Raw genomic sequence first — 12,484 nt, forward strand, 5'->3', positions numbered from 1 at the left:
TATTTGTATTATTTTTAAGTTTGAAGTACGCCTTGAATACTCTTACACTTTTACAACCAGATGATTGGCACGCACACTTGCGTGATGGTTTAGCCCTAAAACGCACTGTACCTGATTTGGCAAAACAATTTGCACGCGCGATTTGTATGCCGAACCTTGTTCCACCAGTCAAAACTGTAGAAGAAGCTTTAGCATACCGCGAGCGTATTCTTGCCCATGTGCCAGAGGGAATCAATTTCGATCCACGTATGGTGCTGTATTTTACTGATCATACCCCTCCAGACGAAGTTCGTAAAATTAAAGACTCTGAATTTGTGAATGCCATCAAGCTTTATCCTGCTGGTGCCACCACAAATTCGGACAATGGTGTCAGCGATATCCGTAAGGTGTATGCGGTAATTGAACAGCTTGAAGAACATCAGGTGCCTTTACTATTACATGGTGAAGTGACCCACAACCATGTTGACATTTTTGACCGTGAAAAACGTTTCCTTGATGAAATCCTCTCCCCCCTCCTAAAACAGTTTCCAAAATTAAAGGTGGTATTGGAACACATCACCACCAGCGATGCAGCCAATTTTGTGCTTGAGCAGGATCGCAATGTTGCCGCGACCATCACTCCACAACATTTATTGTTTAACCGTAATGATATGTTGGTTGGCGGGGTCAAGCCACATTTTTACTGCCTGCCGATTTTAAAGCGTCAAACTCATCAAACCACATTACTGGAAGTTGCAACCAGCGGTAATCCAAAATTCTTCCTAGGGACAGACAGTGCACCTCATGCACAAAATGCCAAGGAAAATGCCTGTGGTTGTGCAGGTTGTTATAGTGCGCCAAATGCGATTGAATTGTATGCTCAGGCATTTGACCAAGTGGGTAAATTAGAGCGCCTAGAGGGTTTTGCCAGCATATTCGGTGCTGACTTCTATGGTTTGCCACGCAATACCTCTACCATCACGCTGGTCAAGGAAGAAAATACCGTAGCTGAATCATTTGACTATCTTGATGGTCAGAAAATTATTCCACTTCATGCAGGAAAAACACTGCAATGGAGAAAAGTGTGACACAAGCAGAAAGTAAAGCCCCTGTAATTGCCCAGCGTTTTCGTGGATTCCTACCTGTTGTTGTTGATGTGGAGACAGCAGGTTTTAATGCACAAACCGATGCACTTCTGGAAATCGCATGTATTCCAATTGTCTATGATGAACAAGGGCAATTTATTCCTGGACCATCATTCCATGCCCATATCAATCCTTTTGAGGGAGCGAACCTTGACCGCCGTTCTTTAGATTTTATTGGGATTGATCCATTTAACCCCATGCGTGTAGCGATGGCAGAAGACGAACGTGGTGCATTAAAACGTATTTTTAAATCATTGAACGAGGTTCGCAAGGCACAGCACTGTACCCATGCTGTTTTGGTCGGACACAATGCCCATTTTGATTTAGGTTTCTTGCAGGCGGCAATTGCCCGTACTGGAACAAAGAACCAGAATCCTTTTCATAGCTTCTCTGTGTTTGATACCGTAACCCTCAGTGCGGTCATGTTTGGTCAGACTGTCTTGGCGCGGGCGTGTATTCAGGCAGGGATTGAGTTTGATGGTAAGGAGGCACATTCCGCCCTATACGATACCCAAAAGACGGCTGAACTGTTTTGTTATATTTTGAACAAACTATCACCCCATCTTCTTGACACTTTGGTGACAGAACCCTAATATACACCCACCTCAAGAAGTCCCTATCGTCTAGAGGCCTAGGACATCGCCCTTTCACGGCGGTAACCGGGGTTCGAATCCCCGTAGGGACGCCATTTTTTCCATAGCTCTGCATTCTTCGTGTCGATTTCTTCCATGACTAAGCAGAGCACATGGTACTTATCATATCCAATAAAGTCAGCCATTTGCATTACTTGTACTGCATTTGGCTTTTTGCGTCCTGCTTTCCAGTCAGACACATTTGAAGGTGTTACACCTAATTCCCAAGCTAGTTTTTCATAGCTCCCAAAGCGTACTTTATTCAATTCGATGATGTCTTTGAGCATTTTCTCACCTCTTGATTTTTCCCTAATTGGGGAAGTATAGTTCTTCCCACATTGTAGAAGATTTTTTTTACTCCGTACTTCCCATTTTTGGGAAGTTGTGTAAAAAGAAAAGGCTTGGCATTAGCCAAGCCTTGGAGGTTTAGATGTTGAAGTCAATTCTTACTTGTTCCAGATCAGGGGTTCGCTTATATCGAATCACCCTAAAACCTGCTTCTGCAATTAAGGCATCCCTATCTGCATCTTTATCCTCTTTGCCTTTATGTGAAGAATCATCCAGTTCAACAATGGCAACAATGTTGAACTGTTTGTCTAACACAACAAAGTCAGCCACTTTTCGATTGAATAGATTACGTGTTGTATACCCGCTTGCTGTCATAAATGCACTAAATGCAACTTGTGCCAGAACAATATGTTCAGGCAATGCTTCTCTCAATCTTAAAAATGTTGGCTGTTCGTTCATGGTGATGATGCGTTTACCCTTGATTGGGTTGCGCTTCCCTCCTTTTTTGCCTTTGTTTGCACCGCCTAAAACCATGCCAACAATTGCGAATATAACGATTAAAACAATTATCCAAGTCATCAAAACCTCCCCATATCAAAAGACACATTGTAAGGGAAGTTTTTATAGAAATGTAAACAAGGGGCTAAGTCATGACTGAACACTTTCCTATTTCAGATCGGCTGTTTCGTCTAGGCCTAATTAATTTTTATAGATCAAAAGGTCAAGCGCTTTGCAATTTACATTGTTCGCATGTCGCTGCTTATTACTTTCATTTAGATGATTTGCACATGAGGGCTAAGTCATGAATGAAGCAAAAATGAATCAAGAGCTTACATTTAAAACAAGATCAGATTTCATACAAGCTGCTTTTGATCAGGTGGCTAAAATCGTTTCTGACCATGCCCAGCCATGTCTTGAAGCCCTCACCCCTGCCATTTCTGCCGAAAAATGTCTGTTCCATCTTGCTGCTGTTGCACAGGATTGGTCATACGATGCAACCAAAATTGATGCCTATGCATGTCTCTACAAGCAATCAAATTCTGAATTGATTGAGGCATTTGGAGATGATCAATGAAATCGTCTCTTGAGTTATCAAAACAACTTCATGAAATCATTAATTTAGATTTGAGATATTTAACTCTTGAGGGTTCTGAATTTATCGATCGTTCTACGATTCGGATGATTGAAAAAAAATTACTACTTGTAATTGCTGAATTAGAAAAAGATGGGGAAGTTCAATGAATGCTTTGATGGCTCAAATATTAGAGTTGGATAACTCTGCCCTTTCCTTGGTTGAAATCTTTGATCGTCAAAAATCTATTTTTGATGATATTCATGCTCATTCTGCATTTGGTGATATTTCACTTGCTGACGGTCAAACACTTAAAAACCTGCTCGATGGCATTGTTAAAAACAAGCTTGCTGCTTTTGACTCAAAACCAGAAAAACGACCTAAAGCTGCTGAAACATCTATTCAGGAAATATTTGTACAAAAAATCGCCAAACATGCGCAAAACACGCAGGATAGCACCCCTTTTTATAATATAGGGGTAGCGGATAGTAGCTATTCTCAAGACTTTAGCATTCCATCGTCCGAATCTTATGCTTTTCCAAGAAACTTGGATAACTACAAATTAATTTCCACTCCGCAGGGCGTTGTGCCCGTCCTCCGTGCTGTCCCAGTGGACAATTCGATTTGTGGTCTTGACTGGGTCACATTTAGCTTTTGTCAAAGTACCTTTGGCGATAAATATGTTGGTCTGCAACCTGAGCAGGTTGAAGCGTCTGTTGGTGACGCGATTGAAACATGGCTTGATCAATTACTCTTTGAAATATTCGGTTTCGGCATTGCCCGTAAACGTGAAAAAGGAATGCATTTCAACAAGTATGGCTATGATTTACAGGACAATTTAGGTCTGATTTTATACGGTCATAATAATAAGCGGATTACTGTTCAGATTAACGGTACAGGCTGTGCCCTTGCTCGCAAGGGTTGGAATGAACAACTTTATAAGTTCTTAAAATTACAGGCGAAATCCCCAAAATTAAACCGTGTAGACATTGCCTTTGATGACTTTGAAAGCGAATGGGTTTCTGTGGATCAAGCCTATGAATGGGATACCCAAAACCTGTTTTGGTGCGGTGGTCGTAATTCGGAAATTAACTGCTTAGGTGACTGGAAGCGAATTAACGGCAAGGGCCGTACCATGACAATTGGCAACCGTTCAAGCTCTAAATTTCTCCGTTTTTATGAACGGGGTAAAAAGGAAGGTGATTCCTTAAGCCTGTGGACACGGGCTGAACTCGAGTTGAAGTCGGTGGACCGTTACTTGCCGTTGGATATCCTACTTTCCCCCTGTACGTATTTTAAGGGTGCATACCCTGCTCTTGAGATTCTTGCGAATCAGCTTAATGACTTCGTTGCACCTGAAAAATGCGAACTCATTGAGAAGCAAGCCAATATTAATGTGGACAAGGCTTTAGAGATTCTCAAGCATCAATTTGGGAAATATATTCGTCAATTCCGCAAATTTATCAACGATGCAGATTTATTAAATCTGATCTCTTCAGACAAGGACGTTGTACCAAAACGTCTTAATTTTTCTCATGTTGCCGTTATGCAAGCTTTGCGAATCGGTGAACCAATCAAAAACAAAACGATTACTGACACGCCTTTGTTTGAGGGTGTGCCACTACTCAACTATTCAGCATATCAGGAGTTTATCCATGCAATTTAAATCAACGATGGTTGTACTTGGGGCTAAGTCATCAAAAGGTGAATTTCAGGGCCGTCCATATGATTCAACACAGGTTTTCTATAAAGCCGATCTTCAAGAGGGCGATAACTTCGTTGGTGAAGTTGGCGAATCAATCAAGTGGGGCACGTCTGCCAATTTTCAGAAAATCAAGGATTGTGAATTTCCTCTTATAGCTGACGTGGTTATGGAACAAGTATCGAACGGCAAAACATCTGCTCTGGTGCTTCTTGACCTTGTTCCACAAAAGTCGGCTTCAACGTCTTCTATGGCTCCGAAAACTGCTTAGGCTATTTTATGAAATACGTATTTATGAACGGTGATAACCAAGCCGAATGTCCTAAATGTGGATCGTATTTTCATTACCAGTTTTTAAAAATCCATTTGCCACGTTGCAATGGTTAAGGAATAAACATGGCTTACCAATGTGCTGCAATCGATCAGAACAATCAATGTCTCGAATGGGTACAGGTAGGCTTTTTGGGATTGCCCGATATAACTTCGACTCAAGCGGGGCAACTCTGTGTCGCTATAGCACTTGTGCTTATTGCTGCATGGGGCGTTAAAAAAATTGGGTCATTACTTAAATAAGGAGATTCTCATGAATCTAAAAAACGTTGAAGTGATGGAAAACACTCAAAAAACCAAAACCAGTCGTTTCTTACCTGTTGCCACTGGTGTGGGTGTAATGGTTCTGGCAAGTGCTGCACGTGCTGAAATTGATACGGCTCCAATCGTTTCTGAGATTTCAGGACTAGCTGCTCCAATTGCTGCTATTGGTGCTGCAATTTTGCTGATTTTGGTTGGTATCAAAGGCTGGAAGCTTATTCGTCGAGCGATGTAATTCGGTTAATAGCGTTCACAAAAGGACGTTTAAAAAGCGTCCTTTTTAAATTTAAACATGGGGAAAAGTAATGTCATGGCTAATCGTAATAATATTTGTACTCGCTTTATTAATTATGCTGCGGTCTTGATACTGCTTTGCTTTTCATCTTTATCATTTGCTTATACTGGTGGCGGTGGACAATTTGGTGGCGGTGGTGCATCTGGAAGCTGGGAAGAACCTGATTCTTGTCCACCTCAATATAAATGGACTTTCGGTAATTTTACTAACGATGATCCTGAAGCTCTATGTCGCCAAATTGCTTCTACTGACTGGATTTATCACGGTACTAATGTTTCTGATAGCTATTCTTATTGTGTTCTTGAGCAGCCTCCTGCTTACGGTCGTCAAAATTTTCAGATTTTTAAGAGTCCAAACTCTGCATATGATCCGAACTGTAATGATAAATGCCCTGCTGGTTATGAAAAAATTAATGGTAAATGTCAACCAAAGAAATGTCCTGTAGGTCAAGTTCTTGTAAATGGACAATGTAAACAGAAACAATGTCCTATCGGTCAGATGCTTGATAAAAATGGAATATGTGCTGCTGCGGATGATGATAAATGTCCTGCTGGTCAAACTAAAGTTAATGGCCGTTGTATAACTCCACCACCTGATCAGCCCGATGATCCTGATTCTGAATGGCCTCCATTTTGTGAATGGGCTTCAATTATGTGTCAATGGCATGAAGAATGGCAGCAATGGTCAAATGACTATGCAGCAAATGAAGAAAAAGCCAATTTAGATCGAGAGGAATTAAAGAGAATAGGCTTGGATTCAAAAGAGAATCTGGATGACATAAAAGAAAAGATAGATTTAACAAACGATAGAATCGAAAACGCGAACATTAACAATCTCCAGTTCTATGAAGATGTTCGTGAGTTTTTAAGAAATTATGACAGTTCAACTGAACCAACCGACCAGTTTCCTGAACTGCCTGTTTTCTGCGACTGGGCGAACATTGTCTGTGAGTGGTACATAGACTGGAAAGTTGCAAACATAGAACATCAGCAGCTCATGAACGATCAGATCACTAACGACATTGATCTTGCTGCTCAGAAAATGCAACAAGATCAAGAATTCTATGCAGTCATGGATAAGGCTGCATCTAACGTGGTTGGCAATCAAGAAAAAGATTTAGATCAGAATAAAGATTTCTTTGACAAGATTTTAGAATTTATTGATTGGTATAAAGATCAGTCAAATACAAGTGATCCATCTGATCCTAATAATCCATCTAATGAAGATGGCAATGTCTCTGTAGATCAGGAACAAATTCCACTTAATGAAAGTCAAAGAATCCAGTTTGTGAATGGCTGCCCTGCTGATGAACAATTTACAGTCAACTTTATGGGGCAATCCCAAAATCTAGGATTTTCATATCAGCCTCTTTGTCAATTTATGTCAATGATTCGCCCTTTCGTTATTGCAATTGCTTATCTAATTGGAGCTTACATTTTGATGGGCTTGAGTCGTGGGAGTTCTGAATAATGTTGAAAGTACTGTGGTGGTTGTTAGGTCTCTTGCTCGGTAGTGCATTAAAGCGAATTTTAATCGGTGCTGGTTTGGCCTTGCTTTCAAGTCAGATGATTCAAACTTTAATTGATACATATATCAACAAAGCACTATCAGGAATGAGCTTTGCTGGCTCATCAGCAATTATGTTTTTAGGTCTTTCGGGTGCGGATGTCGCTATATCAATTTTGATTGGTGCATTGATGGCACGTGCATTTATTGAAGCAAGCAAAATAGGTCTAAGAAAAATAACCGCCTGAGCCGTTTGCCGTTCCCCAGAACGGACATAACGGCTCAGGCGGTTGGAGTTGATTTATGATTATTTTAACTACTGGTACGCCAGGCTCTGGAAAAACACTGTTTGCTGTTTCAAAAATTATTGAGCGTGAACAGCAAAATGAAAAGCATCTAAAGCTCAATCCAAAGATATTTGAGCGCAATTTATCAATTATAGAAATAAATTGTGATAAGGAGATTTTAATACAATCATCTGTATTTGATGGTGATCAGAAAATATATGAAGACATTAGAAATGTATTAAAACATTCAGATAATGAGAAAATAACAATATCTCATCTATTTGATGAATTTCAGTCATTCTCTGGATTAAGCTTAAACAATAGATATGAGACATATTTTTATGACTCAGTTATATATAACGAGCTAATCAAATATATAAATGATCAGCTTGATTTAAAGCTTGAATACATACTCGATGTTCGTCAACAGTATAGCGATATAAATGGCTTAAAAGTTGATAACGTTTTAAAGACACCAGAAGACTGGCGAAAAACGCCTGACGGTTCTATTGTTTATTATGATGAAGCACAGCAGCATGAGCGTTTCAGATCGGGTACGTCAGCAAACAAGGATGAGATTGTTCAAAAACTACAAGTGCATCGCCATACTGGGCATGACATATGGTTTATTACGCAATCCCCTCGCTTTCTAAATGCTTTCGTACTTGACCTTGTGGGTGAACACTATCATTTGCATCGTCCTTACGGTGCAAAATTAGCAAGCGTTTACTACTGGAGAAGTTGTCGTAAACAGCCACAATCACAATCTTCTAAAGATGTTGCTGAAAATGAATTTTTGTTCAAATATCCAAAGGATTTATTTAGTTATTATAAATCTGCAACGACACATACAGTAAAATTCAAAGTTCCTAAAAAAGCATATTATATTGGCGGTGCTTCATTAATATTATGTTTTATTATATTTAAAATGATTACCAGTGATAAAACACAAAAATTTATTAATCCCAAAGCTGAACAAACTGCACAAAATAATCAGGCAGATAAAAAAAATCAGACTGCAATGATTCAGCCTGATCAATTAAATAATGAATGTCGCAAGGCGATTAATGTAGAAAAGCCTGAATGCGTGCAATGGTTCAATCAACTTGATCAGCAAAAAAATGCTGGTCAGGCATACACAATTAAATATGATCCGAATGATCCATATAACGTGCCGTATGATCAGTTTCAGTACCAAGTAACGAGTACACCTCAATTTGTTGGGTGTGTGAAATGGGATGGCAAATACTATGCATACACACAACAAGGTACACGTCTAAACGTTCCACAATCTGATTGTCAAAAGTACATGAATGGGGACCGCCCGTTCAATCCGATGTATCAACCAACTCCACAGGGAATGAATAATGTTCAAGTCAATAATCAAGTCGATTATCCGTACAATAATCAACAAGATACTGAGCAGATGGCTAAGATAGAGCAGGCAAAAATGGAGGGCTTGATATGAATCACGATGCTCATGTATTTCAATATAAGTTACATCATTCTCAAGTAAAGAAAATCTATCTTTCTAGCTATGTATTTGTCTTGGTAGCGCTTTCTTCATTTGTCTTTGGTTTTTACATATCTCACGTATACTACTCACGATTGCTTTTTGAATGTTTGTTTTTAACGGGGTAGACATGCGTTTTATTTATCTGGCGTTATTTATAGTCTTTGCTTTTTTAATGATTGTTTATGTTGAATTCAAAATATTTTTTCCAAAGTTTTAACTTCTCGGTTTATTGCTCGAAGAGCAATATAAAAGCCCTAACAAAGGGCTTTTATCGCTATGCAAAGATTCACGTCCCGATCTTCTTGCATGTCACCCCGCGTCTGCGGGGCTAGAGTGGGCAGTCTTGCCCACGAATCGAAGTATCCAGACACATCCCCTCCCTGATTACCTACTCCCATTTGTTCTATGAGAGATTAACCGAGCGAAGCGACTTTTTACTATGGGGTAAAAAATGAATGTAAAAGAAATATTAGACTTCTATTCTAAAAACGGTTTATTTCAATCAAAACATAGCTATGAAGATAAAATAAAATATATCGAATGGTTTTATCAATATGATGAAATAACGATAGATGTCCTGACAGACTATTGCACCTATAGACAACTTTCGGGTGTGAAAAACAGTACGATTAATCGAGAATTGAATGTCATTAAGTCGGCATTTAACTACTATCTGAAATATAACCAGACAGCGAATTTCAAGAACGTCTTTAATAGGTTCAGGTTGTTTGAAGATGACTTCATCCCGAGATACTTAACTGCTGTTGAGTGCCACGATCTGTTACAAGCCACCCTTAAGCATAACAATCAGTTATTACATGATTTTGTCGTGCTTGCCCTCAATACAGGCTGTCGGGCTTCTGAGTTGACAACGTTGACATGGAACAACGTCTTTCTGCATGACAGATATTTTATCGTGCGCAATTCACTTAGCAAAAATAAGAAGACAGTATATAAGCCACTTAATACGGTTTCGATTGCAGCTTTTTATAGGTTGAAGAAACATAAGCATTATGTGTTTTATAACAGGTCAACTGATTCACACATTAAGAGCTTTAGACGGGGATTTGAAATTGCGGTAAAAAGAACGGAATTGGGTGCTGTTAGGATTCATGACTTAAGACATACATTTGCTAGTTTCTTGGTAAAGCAAGGTGTACCGCTTTACCATGTCTCAACCTTGTTGGGACATTCAGATATCCGAATAACACAAAGATACTCACATTTAGCCCCTGAAAATTTACATCACGTCTTAAAATATCTACCGACGTTAACATAACTTTACAAAAAACATGCTTAAAAAACCGCCAGTGGAACGTCGCCCTTTCACGGCGGTAACCGGGGTTCGAATCCCCGTAGGGACGCCAAATATTAAAAAGCCACTGCATCAATGAGACAGTGGCTTTTTTATTTTTCATCATTTACTTTAAAATTTAAAAAAGAACTCATTGTTATTCTTAGCTTATTTTCTATCCTCATCTTATAATGTGAATACTAAAACTTATTAGTTAAACAAGATATGCAGATACGTTTATTTCATTTGGAAAATTCACGCTCACAACGTATCATCTGGTTTTTGGAAGAACTGAATCTTGCTTATGAATTAATAATCAATCAGCATTGCGATACTGATCAAAATAAAAACTCACCACATCCCTTATCAAAATTTCCTGCGATTGAAATCATAGATCAAGGACAAAGTTACGTTCTAGCAGAAACAGCTGCAATTATTGAATATTTATCATATTTCAATCCTAAATTGGGGCAGTCAGAATTAAGCGGACAACAATTACAACATTTTTATTATTGGAAAAATTACTGTGAAGCAACTTTAATACCCGATCTGTTGCTCAAGCAAATCTTTAAACAGATTGTGCAAAGGACTCCTTTTCCTGTTCGTTTCATTTCTAAATTTTTAAAATATGGCTTTGATCAAGGCTATTTAAACGCTTCATTACAGCGACAAATGTGCATGGTTGATGAGCATTTAAAAGATCATATCTGGTTTACTGGAGATCAATTAACGCTTGTCGATATATTAATGTGGTTTCCGTTATTGGCTGGCTCTCAAAATCTAAAGCAATTTGAGCATATACAACGTTACCTTGAGCAAATAGAAAACAGACCCGCCTTTAAAACTGCTCTCATTAAAGGACAATGGTCTGCTTCTACTTTCCAGACTTATTGGACAACAGCGTAGTAAATCAGCTTATGCTGATTTACGTGAATTCACCTGTCCTTTGATCACTGCCTTAATATTGCCTTTGGCATAATTCAGGAACACGATTAAAGGCGATAATTTCGGATTCGGTTTTTTACCCTGACCAATTGCTTTAAACTGCGCTGCGTACCAGATAATTTCCATAATAGCCATTTTATCGACCATTGGAATACCTGTTTTAATCTGGTTTACGGCATAACGCACATCATTGCCTGCAATTAAGCGATCTGTTAAATCAGTCTCAACTGCCAATGGACGGGCAATACCGATAAAGTCACATGCACCACTTTCAAGTGCAGCATTCATGCCTGCAACGGTACGGAAGCCCCCTGTCACCATCAACTTACAAGATACATGCTGGCGAATCTTTTCAGCAAACTCAAGGAAATACGCTTCACGGGCAATGGTGCTGGCTTTACGTGATTCAGCTTTTGCACCTGCCATTGCAGGGGCTTCGTAGGTTCCGCCTGAGATTTCAATAATATCAATACCCGCAGTATCAATTGCCTTGAATACGGTGATGACATCTTCTTCAGTAATTCCTCCACGCTGGAAATCAGCAGAGTTGAGTTTGACTGAAATAATAAAGTTCTCAGAAGTAGCAGCACGTACCGCCTTATAAATTTCCAGCAAGAAACGGCTGCGATTTTCGATTGAACCGCCCCACTGATCAGTACGTTTATTGGTCAGTGGCGATAAAAATTGACTGATCAAATAACCATGTGCCCCATGTAATTGCACGCCCTCAAAACCTGCTTTTTCACAAATCGCTGCTGCTGTGGCAAAACGCTGGATAATATCCAAGATTTCTTCATGTTTTAGTTCACGCGGTGTGCCAAACATGGTGGCCAGCATTGGGCTAAATGGCACAGCCGAAGGTGCAACAGTTTCCTTATTCAAACCTTTTGGACATTGACGACCTGGATGTGACAATTGAATCAATTGTACCATTCCATATTTTTTACCCACTGCCGCCCACTGTTGTAATTTCGCCAGATCACGTTCAGTTTCCACTGCAACCACACCTGGCTCATTCTTGGCTGCGATGTTGACCATGACATTGCCTGTAATGGCACAACCTAAACCACCTTTTGCCCAAGCCTCATATAAGCCGATATGCAAATCATTCGGTTGCCCATCATGATTGGCAAGTGCTTCACTCATGGCACCTTTGATAATGCGGTTTTTAAATGTGGTGTTACGAATCTGGATACTGTCTGCAATCTGACTCATGGTCATCCTCTGCTACA

At 39.5% G+C, this 12,484-nt stretch carries 13 protein-coding genes, 1 tRNA gene and 1 pseudogene; 13 read left to right on the top strand and 2 right to left on the bottom strand.

Features of this window, described 5'->3' with window-relative positions; translation table 11 throughout:
- The first annotated feature begins 32 nt into the window (after window positions 1–32).
- The 3 genes from pyrC to QLH32_RS05290 all read left to right on the top strand — a co-directional run bounded on the left by pyrC (window position 33) and on the right by QLH32_RS05290 (window position 1,812).
- Entirely contained in the window at window positions 33–1,067 is a 1,035-nt protein-coding gene (gene pyrC / locus QLH32_RS05280) for a dihydroorotase (protein WP_283268510.1), read from the top strand.
- On the top strand, window positions 1,052–1,717 hold the full coding sequence (gene rnt, locus QLH32_RS05285; protein WP_283268511.1) for a ribonuclease T: 666 nt from the start codon (window positions 1,052–1,054) through the stop codon (window positions 1,715–1,717). The genes pyrC and rnt overlap by 16 nt, the downstream gene beginning before the upstream one ends.
- A gap of 19 nt (window positions 1,718–1,736) precedes the next feature.
- Window positions 1,737–1,812 (top strand) — tRNA-Glu (locus tag QLH32_RS05290).
- 373 nt (window positions 1,813–2,185) lie between these two features.
- Here the strand turns inward: QLH32_RS05290 and QLH32_RS05295 are convergent.
- Window positions 2,186–2,623: pseudogene (locus tag QLH32_RS05295) on the bottom strand (DUF2726 domain-containing protein); the annotation flags it as partial.
- A 223-nt stretch (window positions 2,624–2,846) separates the two neighbouring features.
- Between QLH32_RS05295 and QLH32_RS05300 the strand changes: the two are divergent.
- The 10 genes from QLH32_RS05300 to QLH32_RS05345 all read left to right on the top strand — a co-directional run bounded on the left by QLH32_RS05300 (window position 2,847) and on the right by QLH32_RS05345 (window position 11,213).
- Window positions 2,847–3,119, top strand: coding sequence for a hypothetical protein (locus tag QLH32_RS05300; RefSeq protein WP_283268513.1), 273 nt, complete (start codon window positions 2,847–2,849; stop codon window positions 3,117–3,119).
- Window positions 3,116–3,286 (top strand): hypothetical protein, encoded by a 171-nt coding sequence (locus QLH32_RS05305; protein WP_283268515.1) that lies wholly within the window; start codon window positions 3,116–3,118, stop codon window positions 3,284–3,286. Before QLH32_RS05300 ends, QLH32_RS05305 begins: the two co-directional genes overlap by 4 nt.
- Entirely contained in the window at window positions 3,283–4,782 is a 1,500-nt protein-coding gene (locus tag QLH32_RS05310) for a replication initiation factor domain-containing protein (RefSeq protein WP_283268516.1), read from the top strand. Before QLH32_RS05305 ends, QLH32_RS05310 begins: the two co-directional genes overlap by 4 nt.
- Window positions 4,772–5,089: a hypothetical protein gene (locus QLH32_RS05315; protein ID WP_283268517.1), complete on the top strand. Its 318-nt coding sequence runs from the start codon at window positions 4,772–4,774 to the stop codon at window positions 5,087–5,089. The genes QLH32_RS05310 and QLH32_RS05315 overlap by 11 nt, the downstream gene beginning before the upstream one ends.
- A 312-nt stretch (window positions 5,090–5,401) precedes the next feature.
- A complete protein-coding gene (locus QLH32_RS05320; protein ID WP_283268519.1) occupies window positions 5,402–5,644 on the top strand; it encodes a major capsid protein in 243 nt (80 codons plus the stop codon).
- A 75-nt stretch (window positions 5,645–5,719) separates the two neighbouring features.
- Entirely contained in the window at window positions 5,720–7,174 is a 1,455-nt protein-coding gene (locus QLH32_RS05325; protein WP_283268521.1) for a virulence factor TspB C-terminal domain-related protein, read from the top strand.
- On the top strand, window positions 7,174–7,458 hold the full coding sequence (locus QLH32_RS05330; protein ID WP_283268522.1) for a DUF2523 family protein: 285 nt from the start codon (window positions 7,174–7,176) through the stop codon (window positions 7,456–7,458). Before QLH32_RS05325 ends, QLH32_RS05330 begins: the two co-directional genes overlap by 1 nt.
- Before the next feature lie 55 nt (window positions 7,459–7,513).
- Window positions 7,514–8,965: a zonular occludens toxin domain-containing protein gene (locus QLH32_RS05335; RefSeq protein WP_283268523.1), complete on the top strand. Its 1,452-nt coding sequence runs from the start codon at window positions 7,514–7,516 to the stop codon at window positions 8,963–8,965.
- A 499-nt stretch (window positions 8,966–9,464) separates the two neighbouring features.
- Window positions 9,465–10,292 carry a tyrosine-type recombinase/integrase gene (locus QLH32_RS05340; protein ID WP_283268524.1) on the top strand — a complete coding sequence of 276 codons (828 nt, stop codon included), beginning with the start codon at window positions 9,465–9,467 and terminating at the stop codon, window positions 10,290–10,292.
- Window positions 10,293–10,532: 240 nt separating this feature from the next.
- Window positions 10,533–11,213, top strand: a complete 681-nt coding sequence (locus tag QLH32_RS05345; protein ID WP_283268525.1) for a glutathione S-transferase — start codon at window positions 10,533–10,535, stop codon at window positions 11,211–11,213.
- A 9-nt stretch (window positions 11,214–11,222) separates the two neighbouring features.
- Here QLH32_RS05345 and QLH32_RS05350 read toward each other — a convergent pair whose 3' ends face one another.
- Window positions 11,223–12,467, bottom strand: coding sequence for an NADH:flavin oxidoreductase/NADH oxidase family protein (locus QLH32_RS05350; RefSeq protein WP_283268526.1), 1,245 nt, complete (start codon window positions 12,465–12,467; stop codon window positions 11,223–11,225).
- Window positions 12,468–12,484 lie beyond the last annotated feature (17 nt).

The organism is Acinetobacter corruptisaponis (assembly GCF_030053775.1).
GTDB lineage: Bacteria > Pseudomonadota > Gammaproteobacteria > Pseudomonadales > Moraxellaceae > Acinetobacter > Acinetobacter corruptisaponis.